At 39.8% G+C, this 22,561-nt stretch carries 20 protein-coding genes and 1 riboswitch; of the genes, 6 read left to right on the top strand and 14 right to left on the bottom strand.

What is annotated here, in order from left to right:
• Positions 1-93 precede the first annotated feature (93 nt).
• Positions 94-1,176, top strand: a complete 1,083-nt coding sequence (locus OMU_RS01780) for an iron-containing alcohol dehydrogenase family protein (RefSeq protein WP_016178271.1) — start codon at positions 94-96, stop codon at positions 1,174-1,176.
• Between the two features lie 346 nt (positions 1,177-1,522).
• On the opposite strand, the gene OMU_RS01775 is transcribed toward OMU_RS01780, so the two are convergent.
• Positions 1,523-3,223, bottom strand: coding sequence for a hypothetical protein (locus tag OMU_RS01775; RefSeq protein ID WP_248620880.1), 1,701 nt, complete (start codon positions 3,221-3,223; stop codon positions 1,523-1,525).
• Between the two features lie 101 nt (positions 3,224-3,324).
• Positions 3,325-3,861, bottom strand: coding sequence for a GNAT family N-acetyltransferase (locus OMU_RS01770; RefSeq protein ID WP_016178269.1), 537 nt, complete (start codon positions 3,859-3,861; stop codon positions 3,325-3,327).
• A gap of 435 nt (positions 3,862-4,296) precedes the next feature.
• Here OMU_RS01770 and OMU_RS01765 point away from each other — a divergent pair, with 435 nt between their 5' ends.
• Positions 4,297-5,727, top strand: a complete 1,431-nt coding sequence (locus OMU_RS01765; protein WP_016178268.1) for a basic amino acid/polyamine antiporter — start codon at positions 4,297-4,299, stop codon at positions 5,725-5,727.
• 37 nt (positions 5,728-5,764) lie between these two features.
• Here the strand turns inward: OMU_RS01765 and menA (OMU_RS01760) are convergent, their stop codons facing one another.
• The 4 genes from menA (OMU_RS01760) to pplA all read right to left on the bottom strand — a co-directional run bounded on the left by menA (OMU_RS01760) (position 5,765) and on the right by pplA (position 10,091).
• Entirely contained in the window at positions 5,765-6,751 is a 987-nt protein-coding gene (menA, locus tag OMU_RS01760) for a 1,4-dihydroxy-2-naphthoate polyprenyltransferase (protein ID WP_016178267.1), read from the bottom strand.
• A gap of 74 nt (positions 6,752-6,825) precedes the next feature.
• Complete coding sequence (gene menA / locus OMU_RS01755) at positions 6,826-7,773, bottom strand: 1,4-dihydroxy-2-naphthoate polyprenyltransferase (RefSeq protein WP_016178266.1); 948 nt, start codon at positions 7,771-7,773, stop codon at positions 6,826-6,828.
• Between the two features lies 1 nt (position 7,774).
• Entirely contained in the window at positions 7,775-8,800 is a 1,026-nt protein-coding gene (locus OMU_RS01750; protein ID WP_369906299.1) for an FAD:protein FMN transferase, read from the bottom strand.
• A 394-nt stretch (positions 8,801-9,194) separates the two neighbouring features.
• Positions 9,195-10,091, bottom strand: a complete 897-nt coding sequence (gene pplA, locus OMU_RS01745) for an extracellular electron transfer flavoprotein PplA (protein ID WP_016178264.1) — start codon at positions 10,089-10,091, stop codon at positions 9,195-9,197.
• Between the two features lie 255 nt (positions 10,092-10,346).
• Here pplA and OMU_RS01740 point away from each other — a divergent pair, with 255 nt between their 5' ends.
• The 4 genes from OMU_RS01740 to OMU_RS01725 all read left to right on the top strand — a co-directional run bounded on the left by OMU_RS01740 (position 10,347) and on the right by OMU_RS01725 (position 14,406).
• Complete coding sequence (locus OMU_RS01740) at positions 10,347-12,293, top strand: FAD-dependent oxidoreductase (protein WP_016178263.1); 1,947 nt, start codon at positions 10,347-10,349, stop codon at positions 12,291-12,293.
• Positions 12,294-12,432: 139 nt separating this feature from the next.
• Entirely contained in the window at positions 12,433-12,846 is a 414-nt protein-coding gene (locus tag OMU_RS01735) for a NusG domain II-containing protein (RefSeq protein WP_034875886.1), read from the top strand.
• 11 nt (positions 12,847-12,857) lie between these two features.
• Positions 12,858-13,406 carry a Gx transporter family protein gene (locus tag OMU_RS01730; RefSeq protein WP_016178261.1) on the top strand — a complete coding sequence of 183 codons (549 nt, stop codon included), beginning with the start codon at positions 12,858-12,860 and terminating at the stop codon, positions 13,404-13,406.
• Positions 13,407-13,419: 13 nt separating this feature from the next.
• On the top strand, positions 13,420-14,406 hold the full coding sequence (locus tag OMU_RS01725) for a polyprenyl synthetase family protein (protein WP_016178260.1): 987 nt from the start codon (positions 13,420-13,422) through the stop codon (positions 14,404-14,406).
• 42 nt (positions 14,407-14,448) lie between these two features.
• On the opposite strand, the gene OMU_RS01720 is transcribed toward OMU_RS01725, so the two are convergent.
• From OMU_RS01720 to OMU_RS23820, 8 genes are all read right to left on the bottom strand, one after another.
• Positions 14,449-14,805, bottom strand: coding sequence for a DUF1634 domain-containing protein (locus OMU_RS01720; RefSeq protein ID WP_016178259.1), 357 nt, complete (start codon positions 14,803-14,805; stop codon positions 14,449-14,451).
• Positions 14,805-15,653: a sulfite exporter TauE/SafE family protein gene (locus tag OMU_RS01715; RefSeq protein ID WP_016178258.1), complete on the bottom strand. Its 849-nt coding sequence runs from the start codon at positions 15,651-15,653 to the stop codon at positions 14,805-14,807. Before OMU_RS01715 ends, OMU_RS01720 begins: the two co-directional genes overlap by 1 nt.
• 103 nt (positions 15,654-15,756) lie before the next feature.
• The gene (locus OMU_RS01710) at positions 15,757-17,334 is read right to left on the bottom strand and encodes a phosphatase PAP2/LCP family protein (RefSeq protein WP_016178257.1); all 1,578 of its coding nucleotides are present in this window, start codon (positions 17,332-17,334) and stop codon (positions 15,757-15,759) included.
• A 14-nt stretch (positions 17,335-17,348) separates the two neighbouring features.
• Positions 17,349-18,488, bottom strand: coding sequence for an FtsW/RodA/SpoVE family cell cycle protein (locus OMU_RS01705; RefSeq protein WP_016178256.1), 1,140 nt, complete (start codon positions 18,486-18,488; stop codon positions 17,349-17,351).
• Entirely contained in the window at positions 18,460-19,608 is a 1,149-nt protein-coding gene (locus OMU_RS01700; protein ID WP_016178255.1) for an FtsW/RodA/SpoVE family cell cycle protein, read from the bottom strand. The genes OMU_RS01705 and OMU_RS01700 overlap by 29 nt, the downstream gene beginning before the upstream one ends.
• Before the next feature lie 112 nt (positions 19,609-19,720).
• Positions 19,721-19,889: riboswitch (M-box (ykoK) riboswitch) on the bottom strand.
• A gap of 217 nt (positions 19,890-20,106) precedes the next feature.
• Entirely contained in the window at positions 20,107-20,661 is a 555-nt protein-coding gene (locus tag OMU_RS01695; protein WP_016178254.1) for a group II intron maturase-specific domain-containing protein, read from the bottom strand.
• A 118-nt stretch (positions 20,662-20,779) separates the two neighbouring features.
• On the bottom strand, positions 20,780-22,024 hold the full coding sequence (gene ltrA / locus OMU_RS01690) for a group II intron reverse transcriptase/maturase (RefSeq protein ID WP_016178253.1): 1,245 nt from the start codon (positions 22,022-22,024) through the stop codon (positions 20,780-20,782).
• 68 nt (positions 22,025-22,092) lie between these two features.
• Positions 22,093-22,215 carry a hypothetical protein gene (locus OMU_RS23820; RefSeq protein WP_016178252.1) on the bottom strand — a complete coding sequence of 41 codons (123 nt, stop codon included), beginning with the start codon at positions 22,213-22,215 and terminating at the stop codon, positions 22,093-22,095.
• Positions 22,216-22,561: the final 346 nt, after the last annotated feature.

The following is a 22,561-nucleotide window of genomic DNA, read 5'->3' as shown; positions in this document are numbered from 1 at the left end:
GAATAAATATTCAAAAATAACTTGCTCTCATACTACCATAACTATTATAATAAAAAAAGATTAATCTAAAAAAATGATGAAAGAAGTTTTTCTATGACAAAACAATTGATCGTGCGAGGCGCCCCGCAAGAATATGAACTGAAAGAAAATGCTTGGGATTCACTTGAATCTCATCTCAATAGTAGAAACATTGAGAATGTCTTGATTCTCCACGGCAAAGTATCCTGGCAGGCTGTAAAAGACTATTTCCCAGATTTATCAATAACAAAAACTTTCCAATATTATGGCGGACAATGTACTGATTCAGCTGCTGAGGATTTTGCGTCTTTATGCAAAAAGGAACAATTTGACGGGATTATCGCTGTTGGTGGTGGAAAGGTCGCCGATCTAGGCAAATTCGTGGCATATAAGGTGAATCTGCCGATTATTATTTTGCCAACCCTAGCCGCAACCTGTGCTGCCTATACCCCGTTAAGTGTGGTCTATAATGAAGAAGGTGTGATGCTGCGCTACGATATTTTTCCTAAAGCCAGCGATCTAGTATTGATTGATCCAGAGATTATCTTACTCTCTCCCCGTGAATTGATGATCGCCGGTATTGGGGATACGTTAGCGAAATGGTATGAATCCCATACGATTATTTCACAATTAACAATCAAACCTGTTGAAGTCCAAGTGGCTGAGTTTGCGGCGCAGAAATGTCGTGAAATTCTTTTAACAAAGAGCATGGAGGCATTAGCAGCGATGGATCAGAAGCGACTCAATCAAGCTTTTGTCGATGTAGTTGAAGCCAATATTTTATTAGCTGGAATGGTGGGTGGTTTTGGTGATGAATATGGACGAACAGCTGGTGCCCATTCGATTCATGATGCACTGACGGTACTACCGGACAGTCATCAGCAGCTTCACGGAAACAAAGTCGCCTATGGCATTCTAGTACAGCTGATGATTGAAAATAATCTAACGGAGATTGAACGTTTGCTTCCTTTTTATCGTCAATTAGCTCTTCCGACAAGCTTAACCGATATGCACCTACAATTAACCGAGAAGGACTATCAAGCTGTAGCTGAACGGGCCAGCACTCCTGGCGAAATGATTCATCTAATGAAAGAAACAATCACACCAGAACGAATTATTTGCAAAATGAAAGAATTAGAGACGTTAACCAGCAGCTAAATAAAATCTACTGCAAGTTAAAACATCGATCAAAGCATAGACAAAAAAGACATTCTAAACGACTCGTCTGGTCGGTTAGAATGTCTTTTATCAATACTTGCCGAAATATCCTTATTAAAATATCTTTCCCGTTCGTATAGCATAAATAGTTAAGGAAATCAGGATGAACAACGCCAACATCTCTAGTAGAAAGTCGGTGGTTTTTACTTCGTTTTTCGAAGTGTTCTTCTCTCGTTTCATTGCGCTATTAGGGGCCTCCTTATTTTTACAATGCAAGGATAGCAAACCATTGGTATAGGCGCGTAACAATTCATAATGAATTTCATTAGAATATCATTAACGAAACCTAATCCGATTCGACTTTATTTTCGAACAATTTTCCTTTTGCGTTTCTGAAAATCAACGTTACGCTTAGTAGTTCAATTATTTGCATCAGCGGTACCCCTGCACCTGTGTAGAAAAACATAAATAAGCCTCTTCCGCCGGGTGCCCAGGTCGCAAACCATGAAACGCCAAAGAGATACACGGTATAGGTCAACAATAAACCAAGGAAAATAATCAAATAATCCGCTAAAACCGGCCGATTTCTTTTCTTTTTAAAATAAGCAATTGTGAACAACAAGATAGCGCCTAAGCTCGCAAGCAATAGTATTGGTGAAATAATCCGATAAATCCAGATAATCCCGTTTATCACAAATACAAACGGTTTTGTTCGCCGCTCCTCTGCCTCCATTCCCTCTTTTAAAGTAGAAATAGATTTGACATTAATTAAGTCTAGAACAACTTCAGCTGGTTGATTTTCTACAAAGATTGATCCGCCATAGCTCGTTTGATAGCTTCGATAAAATGTGGTTTCAATAACACCTACCCCAATATAGTTACATACCTTTCCCATATCTTCAAGCTTTTTCCCATTGCTTTGTTTCGAGACAAAGAACATATTTTTCCTATTTAACTTGCCTGACTCAAAACCCTCTTCCAGCTCCTGGGAGATTTTTTTAAAGACTTTTTCATTTGCTTTGCCGTCCTTGTAGAGACCTTCTCGCTGAAACATTTCACGTAAGCCCCAAACAAACATATCACCAGGCAGCTCACCATTTTTTACTGGCCAAGAATGCGGCCAAATTGATTCACTATAGATCCAATTGATTCCCTTTTTGTATTTGGCAAATGTTGGGGACACTTTTTGTGCCTTATCAAACGTCTTTTTTGACACCCAAATTCCACTGTCTTCAGCAACCACTTCAGAATCAAAGCTGCTATTGTCAATTTGAATCAGATTTTCTGTCATTCTGGCAAATGAGGTCTTTGTCCGATCATTGGTGGTAAAGATTCCATAATGCTCATAATTAATTTTTGAAATGACCAAAGATTCGCCTGCGGTTAACAGCACAGGTGCTAGTAAAAGTAGGATATTCCCAATTAATCTCGTTTTACTCGTTTCTTTAAGCAGTATCCAAAAATTTCTAAAGCCCTCTTTGAATGAAGAGCCAAGCGAGGAATGCTTTACAGTAATTCCAAATAACGTACAAACGGTCGCGACAGCATATAAGGGCACTAGCCAAATAGAATCCTCACGCAAAAACCAAAAGAAAGGAAAAGCCGCCATCAGTATGATGGCCCATGGGAGACGTTTTCTGAGTGCTTCTTTTCTTCGTAAGAAATGACCAAGTATTCCGGCTAATACGAACAACACAACCGCAAAAACCAAACTATTTCGATAAACCCTTAATGAAAAATCTGAGGTAAATGTAGCCGGTGAATAGCTGAAAAATAGAAAGCCTAGTCCGCTTAAGTATCGATTCTTGATCAACGGCGCCAAAGCCTTCACAATCGCAAAGGCCGCTGCCATATTCACTAAACACAAAAACAGCGGATAAGACAATTTTGAAAAATGATTCACAATAAGGAAGAAAGTAAAAGACAACCCTTTAGTCAAAGTCCCCGTACCATAAGGACCTAACCATTTTCCCGCTAAAATAGTTAATGCTTGATTGATAGAAAGGGCATCGTCATACCCTGCCTGCATATAAATTTTGACTGGCATTTCCACGGCTAACGCAACACGCACGATTATAGCAACAATAATGAGAAAGGCAAATAGTCTTCCTTTTGCTAGTGTATTCAGTGTGAATTGGTTCTTTCTGCTCATAATTTAGAGAAAGGGATAAAAGGCGGCATCTCCCCTTTTACCTCCGTTAAAAATTTTTGCAACCAAATGACATCCAGCCATTGATCAAATTTATATCCGATTTTAGGGAAATTAGCCACTTGCTGGTAGCCAAGCTTCTTATGGAAATCGATACTGGCTTGATTGCCGCCAGTAATACACGCTGTTAAAATCGCGACATTCTGCTTTTTCAAGGTTTGTTCTAATGAGCGGTACAAAAGCTTTCCCGCTCCATTACCGCGTTTTTGCCGATCAACATAGACACTTACCTCTACTGCCCAATCATAGGCAGCGCGTTCTTTATACGCATGGGCATAAGCGTAGCCTAAGATTACGCCATTGTCTTCGGCTACAAAGTACGGATATGTAGTCACCGTTTCCGCTATTCGCTGGGCAAAATCTTCTTCACTGGGGACAGCATAATCAAATGTGATCGTTGTTTCCTTCACGTAGGGCGCATAAATTGCTGCTACTGCTGTTGCGTTTGCTGGTGTTGCTAATCGAATTTCAATCATCCTAGACCTCCTCGCTGGTTCAATTCTATCACTCTGATAAATAAAAAACACCCTCTCTATAAAAAATTACCGCTAGACAGGTATTATCCTTCCTGTTTCTGTAGTAACTTGCGCCTATATGAATCATTTACTTCATTCGAGCATCATACAAAACTGTTAACAATAACATAGCTAGTTTCTCTAGTAACGGCAATTTGTTCTACCAGACTGTTTTCTGCCGTATTTATCTTCGATTTAGATTAAAAACAAATGTCGATTCTTTAATCTGTTAACCGTTAGTTTTATTCCCTCCTAATGGTTATTTTCAACTGAGTATGCTTAGATAGAAGAAGTGTGTCTCAAAAAATTCAATTTCGGCTTTCCCCCTTCTTGAAACGTTTAGCGAAAATATTTTTATTGAGATAAAAAACACGAATCTAAAACAGAGGTAAATTTATGGAACAGAATCAACCACCTGATAAGCATACGAAAGAATTAAGTTTATTGGGCTTAAGTATGATCGTTATCGGTTCAATGCTTGGCGGCGGCGTCTTCAATCTACCTAGCAGTATTTCACAATCCGCTGGCGTTGTTGCATCTTTGCTTGCATGGCTGATTACCGGTGTCGGTGTTTTCTTCATCGCTAAGGTTTTTCAGACCCTTTCAAAGGAAGAGCCTGAAATTATCGGCGGAATCTACTATTACGCCAAAGACGGATTTGGCGATTATATTGGCTTTAACTCCGCTTGGGGCTATTGGCTAAGCAATATTATCGGAAATGTTTCCTTTGTCATTTTATTTTTAGATGCGTTAAGCAAATTCATCCCCTCCATCGGCGGCTCTGGTGGACAAATCGGATTGCTTTTAGGAACCTTCATGATTTGGGGTGTAATCTTTTTAGTCGCTCGCGGAATTCGGACTGCCAGCATTTTGAATACGATCGCTACCAGTGCAAAAGTCATTCCGATTTTAATGGCGATTTTTCTTTTGTTCGTTCATTTTAAGTATCAAACCTTTTCAATCGATGTCTTCGCTAAAAATATGATGTTGAACGGTAAACAATTAGGCTCTGTCCCTACTCAAGTTCGACATGCGATGCTGCAAACTATGTGGGTTTTCGTTGGGATCGAAGGCGCGGTAGTATTATCTGGGCGAGCAAAACGTGCACGGGATGTCGGGCGAGCAACCTTGATTGGGTATGCAACAACCTTAGCAATCTACGTATTAATCGTAATGCTAAGTTTTGGATCATTACCGCAGGAGCAATTGGCTAATCTTCCAAGTCCCTCTTTAAGCGGTGTCCTTCGAGCCTCTTCTGGTGCTTGGGCAGCTAGTATGATTGATATTGGTGTCATTATTTCCGTTTTAGGCGCATGGATTTCTTGGACAATTTTGGCTGCAGAGATTTCCTTTGATGCAGCACAGGACAAAATGTTCCCAGCTTTCCTTGGAAAAGCCAACAAACAAAATGCGCCAGTTAACGCCTTAGTATTAAATGGTGTTATCATGCAGATCGTCTTCATGATCTCTCGTTGGGCAATGGATGCCTTCCAGGCTGTGACAGATACAGCCACAACGATGGTACTCGTCCCTTACGTCTTGTCTGCTGCTTTCTTATGGCAAATTGCCAAAGGAAAAAAACATAAAGGGCAGCAATTTCTAGCCATTGGCGGGATCATTTACGGAATTTATATGCTGTATTCCTCAGGAGCGCTAAACCTGCTTTACTGTATTGGCATTTACGCATTGGGCATGGTCTTTTGGCTGTGGAACAGCCATACCTATCATCGACCAGTTTTTACCACCAAACGAGATAAGCTGCTTTTTGCAATCGTGACAGGGTTAGGTCTGATTAGTTTAATCGTTTTTCTGATTCAATTAGGATAAAAATAAACCGGTGATTTCGGATCACCGGTTTTTTCTTCTATACAAACTGTAAAATCATCGTTACTAATAGTCCCAACGCGTAACAGCTATTAAATACGATCAGATTTTCCACCGCCATCGGAAATGTTTTGTACTTGATTTGTTCCTTAGTAAAAATTTGAGTTTGTGGTACTACTTTAAACAGACTGATAAATATCAGTAGAATCGGCCATTGATAAATACCAATGATCAAACCAACAAGGATTGCTCCGTAGCAGCTGTACATCAAAATATTGAACAGCCTCACACTCCACTCTCGCCCAATATAAAAGGGCAATGTATACCGATGATTTTCGATATCCTGCGCTAGATCACTGATATTATTTGCCAGCATGATATTGGCGATTGTCAAGATTAGCGGTAATGCTGCCCAAATCACTGCCAGTACCGCCATAGTATTGCCAGTGATCGCAAAATGATTGAAATCCAGTTCCATGTAAAAAAGGCGTTGATCATAGGTATTTAGATAAATCGTAATAGCAAAAATTCCCAACCCTTCAGTAACTCCGCTAAAAATCTCACCTAAAGGCATGCGCGAAAGCGGGATCGGACCATACGTATAAAACACGCCGACAAAAAAACATGCTGCTCCCATTGGCAACAGCATCCAGCCAGTTTGAACGACTAAGATCAATCCAACAATTGCCGCAAAACCCACTAGTCCTATAATCAAACGCTGTATCTGTTTTTCCGACAAATTTTCTCGTCCAATCAGATTTTCTTCATATTTGTAAATCTCCGAATGAGCTTTTTTAAAATCCATATAGTTATTGATTGCAGTGATTGCCAAGTCAAACGCAAACATCCCGAAAAAGAAAAAAAGAGTCTTTCCCGGATGGAAGGAATGAAAATACGTGTTAGTAAATAAAATAGCAATCACAAAAGGAAAGATTCCGGCAAACTTTGTACGAATTTGCACAAGTTCAAAGAAATGTTCTTTGGTCATTTTTTGCTGCGTAGCTTTTAGCTTCTTCGTATTATCCATAAATAATCCCTCGTTCATTATTTTTTCAACAAGCAAACCCACCTCATAATTATAGGGGCGGGACATCCGATTTATCAGATAAGCTGCCACAACAATGTGACCAATAGTCCTAATGCATAGCTGCCATTAAAGGCGACTAAATTTTTAATCGACATTGCAAAGGTCTTGTGTTTAATTTGCTCTTTAGTAAACGCTTTGGTTTGTGGATAGACCTTTAGCAAACTCAAGAACGTTATCAGAATCGGCCATTGATAGATACCCGTGATTAGACCGATCACGATCGCCAGATAAGAACCATACATTAAGAGATTAAACAAGATCACCGCATTCTTTTTGCCTAAATAAAAAGGTAATGTATAGCGATGATTTTCAATATCCTGTTCCAGATCACAAAGATTGTTCGCCAACATAATGTTTGCGATTGTGGCTATTAATGGAATTGACGCCCAGACAACCGCCAACGCCGCCGTTGTACTCCCAGTAATCGCAAAATGTTGCAAATCCAGCTCCATGAAAAAAAGCTTCTTATCATACGTGTTCAAATAAACCGTGATAGCAAAGATTCCCAGCCCCATCGTCACACCGCTAAAGACTTCGCCCAGCGGCATGCGAGACAATGGGATCGGACCAAAGGTATAAAAGACTCCGATAAAACAGCAGGCACAGCCCATCACCAGCAACAGCCAGCCAGTTTGAATCGCTAATGTGATCCCAACAATGGCCGAAAACCCAATCAATCCAAAAATAATCATTACAACCGTTCGCTCCGAAAGTTGAGCTTTTCCGATAATATTTTCTTGATATTTATACTCTTCTGAATGGGCTTTGCGGAAATCCATATAGTTATTAATCGCCGTCGTCGCCATATCAAAAGCAATCATGCCAAAGAAGAAACAGAGCGTCTTTCCCCAATGAAACGAATGGAAATACGTATTCGTAAACAGCACAGCAATTAAAAAAGGAAAGAAGCTTGCCAATTTCGTTCGAATTTCTACTAGATCAAAAAAAATCTTTCTTGTCATATTATTTCAGATCCTTATCATTGCCCATTTTATAGCCAGCCTCTTTATTTAATTCAAAAATATCCTTCAATCCAGCTGTGACATAAACCTTATCGTCTCGCGTAACAAAGATCGCTTCTGTATCCTTTAAGCCCTCTACATATTTCAGGCCTTCTTTGACCCCCATCGAAAAGACCGCAGTAGATAAGCCATCGCCATCGATTGATTTTTTCGAAACAATAGTTACACCGGCGATATCGTTGTCAAAAGGATAGCCAGTCTTTGGATTGAACAAATGATGATAAGTTTTCCCATCCGCCTCTAGATAGCGTTCATATATCCCAGATGTTACCAGTGACATATTACTTTCTGGCACACTTCCTAATACAACATTCCGTGCTTGATTCGGATCTTGAATTCCGACTGTCCAATCTTCTTTTTGATTTCCCCGCGGACTATGACCCATAACATAAACATTGCCTCCAAGATCAATAATCGCCGTCGTTACGTCGTTTTCTTTCAAAACCTTGACGACTTCATCAGTGATATAGCCTTTTGCAATTGCCCCTAAGTCTAATTTCATACCTTTTTCTTTCAAAAAGACAGTCTTATTCTCATCGTTGAATTCGACCTCATGATAATTAACCAACTTCAAGGCTTGATCAATCTCATTTTGAGCCGGCTTACGCGCATCAGGGAAACCAATCCGCCACATCGATGTAATCGGACCAATTGCCATGTCGAATCCGCCTTTTGAATCTTGGCTATATTTATAAGCTTCCTTTAATAGAAAGAACATGTCATCTGTTACTTTGACTGGCTTTACCCCAGCCTCTTTATTGACTGCGTCAATCTCTGACCCCTCTTGATTAACCGTAATCTTATCTGCCAGCTCCTTCACTCGCTTGAAAGCCGGTTTCAGAGCAGCTTCCTTTCCATCATCATAAATACGCATTTGGACATATGTACCCATTAAAAATTGCTTATCCTCATATGGCTTTTCATTTATTTTTGGTTTGTTGCTGCCGCAAGCTGTCAGCAGAACCATCAATAACCCGAAAACCATGATCACTATTCTTTTCTTCACTTCGCTACTTCCTTTGTATTCAAAATTTTATCACCTTATCATAGCGTGTTTGAGACAAATTTTCTATGTTGATTTATTTAAAAACAGCTAAATTCCTGATTACTATCGATTATTTATGAATAACTGCGAAAAGTTGGACTGAAAGCTACCTCATTTGAATGAAATCATTTTTCCAAACCCTTGAAAAATGAGTCGGATTTTCGGCACGCATACTATTTTGCTAAACAGTTCAACCGTTTTTTTACTATCCTCTGTTAACCTGACCTTGATTCACATAAACTGCCAAAAACAAAACTAGCAAAAAAGAGCTGGGGAAACCCCAGCTCTTCTAAGATTCCCTAAAATAAAGGAATTATTATTTAGTGACGATGTTATCAACTTGAATTGCAGTTGTGTCGCCTTTTTCAGCTGCGTTTACTAATTGTGCAGCGTATGTTTGGAATGCGTGTGAAGAATGTGTCGCGCCTGTTACCACTTCAACGTCTGCAGGAGCACCTTTTTCAACTAAACCTTTGTTTAATTGTTCGATATATTCTTTTGGACCAACACCGCTTTTAGCTTTCATATTCTTTTCGTAGTCCGCATCATCTTTTTTAGATTTGCCGTCTTTGTCTACCATATCAAAGTTAGATTCAGTAATTTTTCCGCCAGCTACAGTCATGCTGAAGATTGTACGGTAGCCATTTGAGTAATTCTTTTCTTCTAACTTGTAAGTGCCGTCTTTCAGATCAGCGCCATTGTCGATTTCAATTGTTTTCGTATCGCCAGCTTGAGCTGCTTGGACTAATTGTTGAGAATAGTTTTTGAAGTTTTCACTTGAATGAGTGGCACCTGTTACTACTTCAACTGCATCTGGATTTTGTGTTTGTTCTAAAGATTTGTTCAATTCTGGAATGTATTCCTTAGGACCTGTTTTTGTTTTTTCTTTCATGTTCTTTTCGTAATCCGCGTCATCTTTTTTAGATTTCCCGTCTTCATTTAGATAATCGTAGTTAGATTTCGTGATCTTTCCATCCTTAACGGTCATATCAAAAACAACACGGTAGCCGTTTGCATAATTCTTTTCTTCAAGCTTGTAGGTACCATCTTTTAAATCCCCACCTGCTACTTTTTCCGCTGGTTTAACTGCCTCAGAAGAGCTTGTTGAAGAACTAGCTGCTGTATCTTTATCATCATTTCCGCCACAAGCAGCTAACGCTAGTGTAGAAAAAGCTACCACTGCAAATCCAGATACGATTTTTTTCATTTTCATGATTAAACTCCACCTTTTTATTTTTTTGTGATTCTTTAAACAAAATCATTCTAAAACATCCCTACGTTTTTGTACATTAAATACTATATATAACTATTGTTTTTTAATCATATTATCAGAAAACCGTTAATATTACTTTAGAATAGTTCTTATAGACAAAAAAATGAACTATATGTATAATGTAGTCGATTGTTCAGGTATTATCAATTTATTATAATTGTGCAGTCATTATCATTTAGAAGGAGCGGATTATCAATGGCAAAACAGAAAATTGTTGTTGTGGGTGCAGGGTATGCAGGTGTTTCAGCAACGAAGTTCATGGCCAAAAAGCTAAAAAAAGATGATGTTGAGATCACCTTGATCGATCGTCACTCTTACCATACAATGATGACCGAATTACATGAAGTAGCTGGCGGACGCGTAGAACCAGACGCAGTCCAATACGATTTACAGCGGTTATTTGCTCGTCAGAAAAATGTTTCATTAGTTACAGATACTGTTATTGGTATCGATAAAGAGAAAAAAATCGTCAAAACCAAATTAGGTAAATACCCTTTTGATCAATTAATCATCGGTATGGGCGGCGAACCAAATGATTTTGGTACACCTGGTGTTAAAGAACACGGCTTTACCTTATGGTCAATGGAAGATGCGATCAAGATCAGAAAACACATTGAAGATACCGTAGCAAAAGCTGCCTCGGAGCCCTATGAAGCTACACGCCGTGCTATGCTCACTTTTGTGGTTTGTGGTTCTGGTTTTACCGGAATCGAAATGATCGGCGAATTAATGGAATGGAAGAATGTTTTAGCTAAGGAGCACAAATTACGCCCTGAAGAGTTTACTCTGATGGTTGTTGAAGCCCTTCCTACTATCCTAAATATGCTAGACCGTAAAGACGCGGAAAAAGCAGAGCGTTTCATGATGAAAAAAGGTATTCAACTGAAGAAAGGTGCTCCAATCACTGAGGTAACTGCTGATTACATCGTCCTAAAAGATGGTTCGCAAATTCCAACAAACACTTTGATTTGGACTGCTGGTGTCAAGGGAACCTCCGATGCGGCAGATTTCGGTTTGGAAACTGCCCGCGGTCAACGCTTGTACGCCAATGAATACATGCAAGCAAAGGGTTATGAGGACAAAGATATCTATATCATCGGTGACTTGGTTCATTACGAAGAAAACAACGATGGCAAGCCAACCCCGCAAATAGTTCAAGCTGCTGAACAAACTGGACATACAGCAGCTGCTAATATTGTAGCGAAAATCAAGAACACACCGAAACACGAATTTAAGAGTAATTATCAAGGATTTATGGTTTCAATTGGCTCTAAATGGGGCGTTGCTAATTTGATGGATAAAATCCATCTATCAGGCTTCTTAGCGATCGTGGTTAAACATTTAGTCAATCTGCTGTACTTCTTTACGATTCGTTCAGGCTACTACATGTTCCAATACATGATGCACGAATTTTTCCACATCAAGAACGACCGCAACGTAACTCGCGGACATTCTTCTCGTTACGGAAACGTATTGTGGAGTGTTCCATTACGGGTCTTCTATGGCTCTATGTGGCTAATCGAAGCCTCAAAAAAAGTTGTCGGCGACGGCAGCTATTTGAATCCAAGCTCTTGGTTTGGAAGCGGCTCATGGTTTACTGACAATGTTGTCTTCCCCTTCCCTTGGTTGCAAGAGCAAGTAACAACGGGTGCATCCGCAGCTGGATCACACGCAGCTGAAGCAACGACCGCAGCAACTGGAGCGGCTGGCGGCGCGACTGACGCGGCTGCTACTGCTGCGACACATTTTGGTTTCAGTTATGCTTTTGGTGAAAATCCAATGCCGGTTTTTGAAAAAATGCCTCACTGGTTTTCAAATATCATGGAATTCATGATGCCAAATAGAGACGTTGCATTATTTATGCAAAAATTTATGACTTTTGTTGAGATTGGTATTGCATTAGCCTTAATCTTCGGACTATTCACTTGGTTAGCAAGTGCTGCAACGATTGGTTTAACCGTAGTTTTCTGTCTATCTGGTATGTTCTTCTGGGTAAACATTTGGTTTATCTTCGTAGCGTTTGCTTTGATGAACGGATCTGGTCGAGCGCTTGGTCTTGATCGCTGGGTGATTCCTTGGATTCAACGAACTGTCGGAAAATGGTGGTATGGAACACCAAGATCAATCTACGGAAAAAAATAAGTCAAATTTATTTGACGAATAGTGAAGGAAAGTTCTAAAGGGCTTGATTTTCTCTTTAGAACTTTCTTTATGTTATGATAAGAAAAAGAAGCAAACATTAGTATGAAATGCTCAAGTGAGGATAAATGAGGTGTATAATTTGAAGCTGAAGGATTTTGCAAAAAATAGTTTGCTGCGGCCTTGGGACGGCATCATCGTTCTCATTCTAGTCGTGCTCTCTTTTGCTCCCGTTGTGGTCTTTAGTCTCAATCGCACTGCCAGTCCAATGCAAGAGGCGGTTCTTTCTGTTGATGGACAAGAAATCAAGACCTTTGATCTTTCAGATAAGTCACAGAGCTACACTTATCGCTACGAAGATAAGGATGGCGACTATAATTTGATTGAAATCAAAGAAGGTCGAATTCGGATTAAAGAAGCGAACTGCGGTGACCAAATCTGTGTACGTCGCGGCTGGATCGACCAATCAGGTGAAACGATTGTTTGTTTGCCTCACAAATTATTAATTGAAATCAAATCCTCAGACGGAGGGGAACCCGGCAGTGTCATCTATTAGCTGCTTTTACTATGAATAAAACACAAAAATTAATTTACATAGCACTCCTAGTAGCCCAGGGTGTCATCTTGGGGTTGATTGAAAATATGTTTCCTTCCCCCTTCGCCTTCGCGCCTGGGGCAAAACTAGGACTCGCCAATTTAATCACCATCGTTGCGATTTTTACGATGCCCAAAAGAGACAGTTTTCGTTTGATTTGGATGCGTCTGATTCTAACAACCCTTTTAGGCGGAACCATCTCAACCTTTTTATATAGCATGAGCGGATCATTGTTGAGCTACTTCGGTATGCTTCTAGTGAAGAGTCTTGGACCTAAACGTGTTAGCATCATCGGAATCAGCGCTGCCGGCGGTTTTCTTCATAACGTTGGCCAGCTCTTCGTCGCCAGCTGGATCGCGCAATCTTGGACCGTTATGCTTTATTTGCCAGTTATGTCCCTACTTGGCATTCTTGCCGGTATCGTCATTGGTATCGCCGGTAATTATTTATTAGTTCACGTACGTGCATTGCAAAAATTCCAATTAGATTATGAATCGAAAAAAAATCTGAAAAAGGATTAGAAGGATAGCCAAAATGAAACTTCATCCCATGTGGCAAGATTATCCTGATCTTGCTAAGCAGTTAACCACGACCCTCCAATTAATGGAGGATGTGGTGAAATTAAAAAATAAAAAAGTCGAATCGGCTGTGTTGGATATGATCCATGCTGGTGGCAAGCTTTTGCGCCCTGCTTACCAGCTGCTGTTTGCTCAATTTGGTCCAGAACAAGATGAAAAGAAAGCCACCTCTTTAGCGGCTTCCATCGAAATGCTCCATACGGCCACCCTGATTCATGACGATATCGTGGATGAATCTGAATTACGCCGCGGATTACCGACGATTCGTTCCACCTTTGGTAACGATACCGCCGTTTACGCTGGAGATTATTTATTTATCTGCTGTTTTAAATTATTATCCGACTACTCAACCTCACTAAAGAGTCTGCAGCTGAACTCTCGCAGTATGGAAAAAATTCTCGATGGCGAGTTAGGACAAATGGATGATCGCTACAAACTTGATCAAACTGTTGAAGAGTATTTGGAGAATATTTCAGGAAAAACAGCAGAGCTTTTTGCCTTAAGCTGTTCAGTTGGTGCCTTTGAAAGCGGCAATAGTGAACGCTTTGCTAAAAAGGCTGGCATGATTGGTCATAACATCGGAATCGCCTTTCAAATTATGGACGATTTATTGGACTATCAAGCAGACGCTGCCACATTAGGTAAACCCGTCCTAGAAGATGTACGTCAAGGCGTTTATTCCCTGCCGTTGATTTATGCGCTCAATCAAGATAACAGTCAATTACGTCCTTACTTAGAAAAACAAAAGCAGATGACTGTTGAAGATAGCTTGCAGGTACAGCGTTTGGTTCAAGAATTAGGTGGCGTAGACTACGCACAGCAGCTGGCAACCGAGTATACTGAACAAGCACTAAAGGATATCCGAAAACTACCAGACAACTATTTCAACACAAAAGAAAAATTAGAACGTCTGACCAGCCAAATTTTATCACGGAAAAGCTAGTAAAAATCCGACCAACATGTATTGTTCGTCGGATTTTTACTTTTATTTTTCGACTAAACCAAAACTCATACCGATAACTAAGACAATCAGCACAATGATCGTAATGAAAACATACAAATAATCCTTTTCCTTCGCAAATGCAAAGATTGATACCACTACTCGTAAGACGGGTGTTAAAATCAAGCAAAAAAGCCCCAACATAACAAACGCTTCTCCGTTTAATTGAACCAATTCATGCATAATCAGTGTCAAACTATTCAGTGGCGCTTGACCGGTAGCCGGTTGAAAGAATAATAAAATCATGCCAATCAGAATAATCGTAGCAGAAACAATTACTCCAATTCTCAGAATATAACCGATAGAACGTTCGATTTTCAACATTTCCTCTTTGTTTTCCATTACTGAATCACCCCGAATCCTCGCAGAACCATTTGAAGTCCCATAAACAATAGAATTGGGATAAAAATCATTCGAATCACAATTGGTTTAAGTCGTGTCATAATCCTAGAGCCTACCGTTGCTCCAACTAACACACCCAAGGCTAACGGCGCCGCAATTTGTGGCAAGATGGCCCCACTGAAAAAATAAACCATCGCAGAAGCCGCCGCTGTCACACCCATCATCAAATTACTGGTGGCACTTGATGGCTTTAAGGGCATTTTCATGATGGTATCCATTGCCGTTACCTTAAAAACACCGCTTCCGATACCCAATAATCCTGAAGCAATTCCAGCTCCAAACATCATAGCAAAGCCTCCTGGCACCTTCTCTACTTGATAATTAATTTGTTTATCCAGCACCTTATCATAGTATGAACCATTCAGCTTTAACTTTTCAGCCAGCGAATCGCCTGCCGATTTATTGATCGTTTTATCTGTTTTACCGCGTAATTTTTGAATCATATTCAATACGGAAAACAATAAAAAGCCACCAAACAAAATAAATAGAAACCCCGTCGGAACCACTCCCGAAAGCAAGGCGCCAACAATGGCTCCGATCGTTGTCGCAATCTCTAAAAACATCGCGACTCGTAAATTCAGCATGTCATCCTTCAGATAAGCGATCGTTGCACCAGAACTTGTTGCAATCACACAGACAATGCTAGCAGCGATCGCATACTGAATGTCCAAGCCCATGACTAACGTCAAAAAAGGCGTTAAAATAATTCCTCCGCCGATTCCCAAGATTGACCCTAATATTCCTGCCAACACTCCAACTACAAGTAATAAACCTATTTGACTAAGCATAATTTCCCGCCTTCCTGTTGCTATTATAGCGCAAATTATTTTTTAATTAGAAAATTTAGATCAATAAATTTAAAATTCAAATAGATGAAATCACTAAAATGAATCATTGTTTACTTTCTTCTAAAGCTAATTGCTTATGCAAGAGCTTCTTTACCCGATCCGATTCTTCTTGTGGAATCTTTTGATAAGAAATACCCTCTTCACCTGTGAATCCATCACCGATAAAGCCTTCTCCTTGTACCTGCTGACTATCAATCTCCGTCAGACAAGAATGATAACCAGTCAAAATAGTCTGCATTTGATGAAAGGTTAGATCCGTCTTTCCGTTTTCTCCAATTCCATCTAAAATTTTCTGATAACTAAAAATACTTTTCGCCGAAAGCAGCTTATTGATCAATAATTCCATTACTTCGCGTTGCCTTCCTTGGCGACCATAATCTCCGGTTGGGTCTTCGTATCGCATCCGTGAATACTGCAAGGCTTCCCAACCGTTCAAATGTTGTTTTCCTTTGGGATAGTCAATTCCTTCAGCTGAAAAAGCAAAATCATTATCTACAGTAACACCTCCGACTGCATCTACCAATGTCTGCAGACCATCCATATTTACCGCGACATAATGATGAATCGGAATGTCCAAAAATTTTTCTACTGTATCCATCATCATTTCTGGTCCTCCAATCGAATGCGCATGATTGATTTTGTCCTCATAGTCCGCACCCACAATTTCAACAAAGGAATCTCGCGGAATACTCACAAGCGTTGCTTTATTCAGTTGATTGCTCAGAGTAGCTACCATGATTGTGTTCGCTCGAAAATCTGTCTTTCTCTTCGCATCGTTTGCAATTCCTAAAATTAAAATGCTTATCGGTTCGGAAGCTGCTAGTGACTTTTGCTTTTTCTCTCGTTCAATCGGAGAATACATTGAATCCGCCATTTTTTGTGAACCATGGTAAACTTTTAAAGCAAAAACACTTACACCCGCAGCAAGTACAACTAACATTGCCAAGATGCTTAACAGCACCTTTTGCCATGGTAAAAATTTAGCTTTGTGATCCACTGAACTCTTTTGTCGTAAATAGGGGTAAAAAAGACTGGCTGTGCCAAAAGTAATTCCTCCACCAAGAAAGAGTCCAGCAATAATATCGCTAAAGAAATGTACGCCCAAATAAATTCTGCCGCCTGTAATAGTTATCAGTAAAAAGATTAATAACGATTTTATTATTAACGGCGGCTTCTTTTCTATAAAAAAATAAATCAGTAATACGGAACACACGAACGTCATGACCAAAAGCGAATGCCCACTAGGAAAACTATACGAAGAGCGTGAGATATATTGTATTTGATCAGGCCGCGATCGTTGAATGAGCTGTTTCAGCAAGTATCCTATTCCACTTATAAGGATCAGATTTCCAAGACACCAAATAGTCAACGCTTTAAAATTGCTTCGCAGTAAAAAAATACTAATGAGGCTAAAAACTACAAGCATTGGACCAATCGTAGCGAATTTAGCAATCACACCCACAAAAGTTGTTACTGCCAAAATATCAGGCAATCGATATTGAATGAATAGCTGATCTAAATGAGTCAGCCATTGCGCATTCAGTACAACTGCCATGGTAAAAAGAAATACTATGAGCAACGCACTCACGCTACTTAGCAAAAAGGTTTTTCGCATATTCATGTTTGTCTCTCCATTCAATTTTTCTTAAACCCCATCATGATCCCAAAACCTATACCTAGAACAATTAAGGATGTTCCCCCTTGACTCAAAATCGGCAATGGGATACCCGTTAACGGCAGTATGCCGATTGCCGCTCCGATATTTTCAAAAATTTGGAACAGTAAACTAAAAACAAAAGCGGCGGCAATATATAAGTTCGCTTTATTATTCGTATTGATTGCTGCGTAAAGGATTTGATAAAACAAATAGAAATAGAGAAAAATAACCAAGGTTCCTCCAATAAAGCCGAAGCTCTCTCCAACGACTGTAAAAATCATATCCGATTCCCGAACAGGAACATAAACTGACGCTTGTCCTTCCCCTCGTCCAAATAATCCGCCAGAGCCAATCGCATAAAGACTCTGTACTTGTTGATACGCGATGGAATCGCGATATTGAAAGGGATCGACCCACGCTCGAACCCGGTCTAATTGATACGTCTTAAAATGCAGCCAATAAAGCAGTTTATTTCCCCACTCGCTAAATACTAAAATCAGTAACGTACTTCCTAAAGCTGCAGCTGCGCCAGTGATCGTAACAAGAATTTTCCAGTGAACACCAGAAATAACAAATAACGCCCCTAAGATCGCAATAAAGACCAAACTTGTGCCAAAATCTCGCTGCATAAACATCAGTAAAAACGTCGGTAAACTATATAGTAAGATTTTCCCTATATAGCCAAGATCATTTCTCAAGCTTCGTTGCGGCTGGTTCATTTCGTCGATCAATGTTAGTCGAACCATAAAAAGAATAAAACTAAGCTTCATTAATTCTGAAGGCTGAAAAGAAAATCCACCGATTCGCAGCCACCGTTTCGTATTTGTCACCGCAAACATAGCCGGGTCATGAAACCAATATAAAAGAGCCATCAAGCCCAATGAAAGAACATAAAAAAGCGGGGCATATTTCAATAAATGAGACGTTGTAATGCGACTCACTATCCCCATTGCCGCTAATGAAAGCAAGCAAAAAAGAATCTGTTTCATCATTACACTTTTCACATCGACACCATCCAGCTCAGCTGCCAATGATTGAATACCGATACTAATTAGATAAAACAAGAAAAGCGGTAAAAATAGAGAATAATTAAATTCGTTGCTCAAACGTTTCATCATGTGTTTGGACCTCCGAAGATAATTTTAAGCAGATACCAAGAGCTGCAGAAAGAATCAAATAGCTAGTTCCGCCATAACTAATAAAAGGCAGAGGCACACCCGTCATGGGTATCAAGCCTAAAATACTTGCGATATTGATGCTTGTTTGGAACAATAACAAACTTCCCACACCGAAATAAATCAAACTAACTTGCTGGTTGCCTTCCTTCGATGCCAATACAAATAGACGAAGCGCAATCAAAAAAAGCAACGCCAATACGAATAACCCAACAATCACGCCTAACTCTTCAACCAAAATCGAATACACAAAATCCGTTTCGGCAACTGGAAGGTAGCCCTTTTTGGTGATACTATTTCCTAGACCTCGACCAAAGAAGCCGCCATTATAAAGAGCATAATAGGAATTGCTCATTTGAAATCCTTTTCCATAAGGATCTAAAAATGGATCTCTGACTAATCGAATACGATCATAAGTATGAGCGAACAATTCAGGCAATAGATGATGACTACCCAGAAAAAGAATCATGCCGCCTGTCACAACAATCCCCATAAAAATCGTTAGAAAGAGAATCACCGATAACTGATACGGTAATTGCGCAGTAGTTATGATTATTAATGCGATCCCCCAAATAATAATTGCACCCGTTACCTTTGGTTGGAGTAAAATCAATAATCCACTAAGTAAGACAAGGCCACAAGGAACCAACATTTCATGTCGTGTCCGTTTCACTCGGAAAAAGTAAGCTAAATAAAGAATTAATGCCACATTTGTCACTTCCGATGGCTGGAATTGGATTCCTAATATAGACACCCATCTCTGTGCACCATTAATGCTGACGCCCGCTATTTTTGCCAGCAGCAGACTAACCAACCCGATCACTAGCAATCCTTTTGCTAGTATTCCATTTGTCAAAACATTGCTTTTCACATGAAAAATGAACGCAATTAGTAACCAACTCAGCCCAATAAAAATTGCTTGCTTACTAAATAATGTTAACGGGTTTTCTCCTTCAGCCATCAGGCGATAGGAACTCGCACTGAAGACAATTAAAAGACCGATTAGACTAACTCCCAAATAAGGTAGCAACAATAGCCAATCGATCTTTCTTTTTTTTATCATGTATAGCTCTCCCTTCATCAAGTAATTGTTTGAGACGAGAGAGTCCACAGTAAATAACCTAAAAAAAACACCAAACGTTAGCAAAAAAACTAACAAGTCTGGTGTCTCACACAATCAATCTCATCGTCTGAGTTTTAGCACTAAACAACGTAAAGAATTCCTTCTTAGCTATTTTATGAAAAGCCTTAATCCGACAATTCCTGTTTTACACATTGGCGTCTTTCGACGTTTCTGCGCAATAGCTTATATTTGTTTAGGAGCCTCACCTAACAAGTTTACTTATATTTACTTTCACAAAGAATACTACTTTTTTTATACGTAAATAGCAAAAAAAATCGTCATACCTTACGTCATCTTTAAAATCGCTTATGAAATCCTTTACTAAAAATTTACTAGGAAAAATATTCTTTTTATGATATTCAAATCGAGTAGAGGGGAAAGCCAACTGACCTTCCGCCCCTCTCACACCACCGTACGTACGGACCCATATACGGCGGTTCAATAAGTTGAGTGTACGAACTGGTACTTCAAGGAGATGTCCTCATATCCTTGGCGGGCCAGTTCTTTGTCTGTTAATGATCGATGAAGAATATGACTTTTGGAGATTGACCAAATACCTTTTCTTGTATTTGACCATTCATACGCTTTCGCTTTATCGATCCCTAAACGAATCAGATTTTTCCTTTTGGTTCTTGGATTCTTCCATTGTTTCCAAATATATTGTCTGATTCTTCGCTTCAACCAACCGTTTAACTCCCTCATGAATTCTTTCATCTCACCAATTCCATAGTAGTTGATCCAACCAGTCATTAGTTGCTTGATTTCTTTTAAAATAAGTTGGATACTTCTTCCACGGTTTCTTTTAGTGAGTTGTTTGAGCTTGCTTTTCACACGCTGTTTTGCTTTTGTGTGAGGGCGAATTTTAATACCTTTCTTTGTTGGCAGAATGCAGAATCCAAGAAACTTTCGTTTCAATGGGCTTCCTACCGCACTCTTTTCTCGATTTACCGTCAACTTTAGTTGTTCTTCGAGAAATTGAATGGATTTCTTCATCACACGCTGTCCTGCTCGTTTGCTTCTAACATAGATATTGCAGTAAGTAGCCCAAGGGAACCTCCCCCTTAGGCCCTCTCAGAACCGGACGTGAACCTCTCAGCTCATCCGGCTCCCATTATCCAGCCGATGGTAATATTCCAATTTTCCAATGCGCGAATAAATTTCTTTCTCGCTTGGCGATTTCCCCTAACCAATGTTCCGCTTTTCTTCGTGCTTGTCGCTTTTTATATTTACGACGAACCCACTTCACGAGACATTGGTTGATGTAGCGCAGTAGACTGTACATTTCTGATTTATAGAATTTCATGTAATAGTTCATCCATCCTTGAATTTTACTATTGAACATATTCGCTAAATCCTCTAGCTTTTTGTCCGCTTTTAATTGTAATCGCCAATTCCTTACCTCTTTGCGAATCGCCTTTTTCGCTTTATCTGATACAGCCGGAAGAAAATTTGTGAAGCATTTTCCATATTTATTCTTGGCGCCTCTAGGTCTAAACGTAAAGCCCAGGAAATCGAATGTCGTTATCGGATAGTTCCCCATCCTATCACTATCTCTGCAGTAAACAATCTTTGTCTTATCAGGATGTAACTCCAAACCAAAGATTCTAAACCGTTCTTCCAATCTTTTCTTCAGATATTTCGCTTGCTTTAGGGATACACAATGAGTAATACCATCATCGGCATATCTAGCCCACTGTATATTAGGAAATTCTTTTTCCATGAAGTCATCAAACGTATAATGAAGAAACAAGTTCGCTAGAACTGGACTGATTACACCACCTTGCGGTGTCCCGGCTTTTCTCGAAACAGTCGAACCATCTTCCCTCTGGAAAGGTGCTTTTAACCATCTTTCCACATATAGGATAATCCACTTCTCTTGAGTGTACCTTTTTACCATTTCAATTAGATAGTCATGTCTGATATTGTCAAATAGTCCTTTAATATCAAATTCCAGTACCCAATCTCTTTTCCAGCATCTAACTCTTGTTTTCTCTATTGCCTGGATTGCCGACTTATTCGGCCGATAGCCATAAGAATCCTCATAAAACAATCGTTCTACTACAGGTTCAAAATACATCTTCGCTACCATCTGTGCAATCCTATCTTCAACTGTTGGAATCCCAAGTACTCTCAGCCCACCACTCTTTTTAGGAATGGATACTGCCTTTACCGGTTTTGGGAAATAACTTCCCGATGATAATCGATTCCACAGTTTGTATAGATTATCTTTCAGCTTATATTCATAAGCCTCAATTGATTCTTCATCTACTCCAAAAGTTCCTTTATTGGCTTTTACTTTTAGAAATGCTTGGTAAACTGCTTGTTTTGAAATATTGTATGACTTTGTTTCTTGCATAAGTTCCTCCTCCTTAAAGTTGACTTATCCTTGAAACTGGATAACTCAGGTTCTTCGCTCCACTCTCGTTACAAGAGCTTCTTCACTACTACAACCCAATCTGCCCCCATGACTGCATCGGTACTCTTTTCTTGCGGGGCTTCCGCTTGAAATACTCCCTTGACATCAGCCCGTGGGTTCCCACGTTCCATATAGACGCCTATGTTATGTTCATGCCACCTTTATGCCGCCCGCCGCCTGATCAGTAAACAGGTTTCCTCCAAGCTCATCCTAGGTCAACGACTATACCCAGTTTTGACGGAATTTATACGCTTTCGACACTTCTGTGGGTGGTTCGTATGGTCACTCATCTCCATAACACACACCTGACAACTCTTGGTTGCCTTTTCCTTAACGCTCAATACCATAGCTTTTGACTACAGCACCTTAAGGTGGTTTGAAACCTCCACCTGTATGGCGGTTTCGGCAGGCCGTCTGCCATCATCTATACAGCATAGCTGCTTTGAATAGTTTATCTATTCACGCACACTTTCATGG

The sequence above is a fragment of the Enterococcus avium ATCC 14025 genome (assembly GCF_000406965.1).
GTDB classification, from domain to species: domain Bacteria; phylum Bacillota; class Bacilli; order Lactobacillales; family Enterococcaceae; genus Enterococcus_A; species Enterococcus_A avium.
Note: the sequence above shows the minus strand (reverse complement) of the source record. Positions and strands in the feature narration are given on the sequence as shown.

Bases quoted from the DNA above. Each gene is read 5' to 3' on its own strand.
- OMU_RS01780 (WP_016178271.1), top strand. From the start codon at position 94: ATGACAAAACAATTGATCGTGCGAGGCGCCCCGCAAGAATATGAACTG.
- OMU_RS01740 (WP_016178263.1), top strand. From the start codon at position 10,347: ATGGCAAAACAGAAAATTGTTGTTGTGGGTGCAGGGTATGCAGGTGTT.
- menA (WP_016178267.1), bottom strand. From the start codon at position 6,751: ATGGATAATACGAAGAAGCTAAAAGCTACGCAGCAAAAAATGACCAAA.
- OMU_RS01725 (WP_016178260.1), top strand. From the start codon at position 13,420: ATGAAACTTCATCCCATGTGGCAAGATTATCCTGATCTTGCTAAGCAG.
- OMU_RS01695 (WP_016178254.1), bottom strand. From the start codon at position 20,661: ATGAAGAAATCCATTCAATTTCTCGAAGAACAACTAAAGTTGACGGTA.
- OMU_RS01730 (WP_016178261.1), top strand. From the start codon at position 12,858: ATGAATAAAACACAAAAATTAATTTACATAGCACTCCTAGTAGCCCAG.
- OMU_RS01770 (WP_016178269.1), bottom strand. From the start codon at position 3,861: ATGATTGAAATTCGATTAGCAACACCAGCAAACGCAACAGCAGTAGCA.
- OMU_RS01750 (WP_369906299.1), bottom strand. From the start codon at position 8,800: ATGGTTCTGCTGACAGCTTGCGGCAGCAACAAACCAAAAATAAATGAA.
- OMU_RS01720 (WP_016178259.1), bottom strand. From the start codon at position 14,805: ATGGAAAACAAAGAGGAAATGTTGAAAATCGAACGTTCTATCGGTTAT.
- OMU_RS01705 (WP_016178256.1), bottom strand. From the start codon at position 18,488: ATGATGAAACGTTTGAGCAACGAATTTAATTATTCTCTATTTTTACCG.
- pplA (WP_016178264.1), bottom strand. From the start codon at position 10,091: ATGAAAATGAAAAAAATCGTATCTGGATTTGCAGTGGTAGCTTTTTCT.
- OMU_RS01775 (WP_248620880.1), bottom strand. From the start codon at position 3,223: ATGCCAGTCAAAATTTATATGCAGGCAGGGTATGACGATGCCCTTTCT.
- OMU_RS23820 (WP_016178252.1), bottom strand. From the start codon at position 22,215: ATGGAACGTGGGAACCCACGGGCTGATGTCAAGGGAGTATTTCAAGCG.
- ltrA (WP_016178253.1), bottom strand. From the start codon at position 22,024: ATGCAAGAAACAAAGTCATACAATATTTCAAAACAAGCAGTTTACCAA.
- OMU_RS01700 (WP_016178255.1), bottom strand. From the start codon at position 19,608: ATGATAAAAAAAAGAAAGATCGATTGGCTATTGTTGCTACCTTATTTG.
- menA (WP_016178266.1), bottom strand. From the start codon at position 7,773: ATGACAAGAAAGATTTTTTTTGATCTAGTAGAAATTCGAACGAAATTG.
- OMU_RS01715 (WP_016178258.1), bottom strand. From the start codon at position 15,653: ATGCTTAGTCAAATAGGTTTATTACTTGTAGTTGGAGTGTTGGCAGGA.
- OMU_RS01765 (WP_016178268.1), top strand. From the start codon at position 4,297: ATGGAACAGAATCAACCACCTGATAAGCATACGAAAGAATTAAGTTTA.
- OMU_RS01710 (WP_016178257.1), bottom strand. From the start codon at position 17,334: ATGAATATGCGAAAAACCTTTTTGCTAAGTAGCGTGAGTGCGTTGCTC.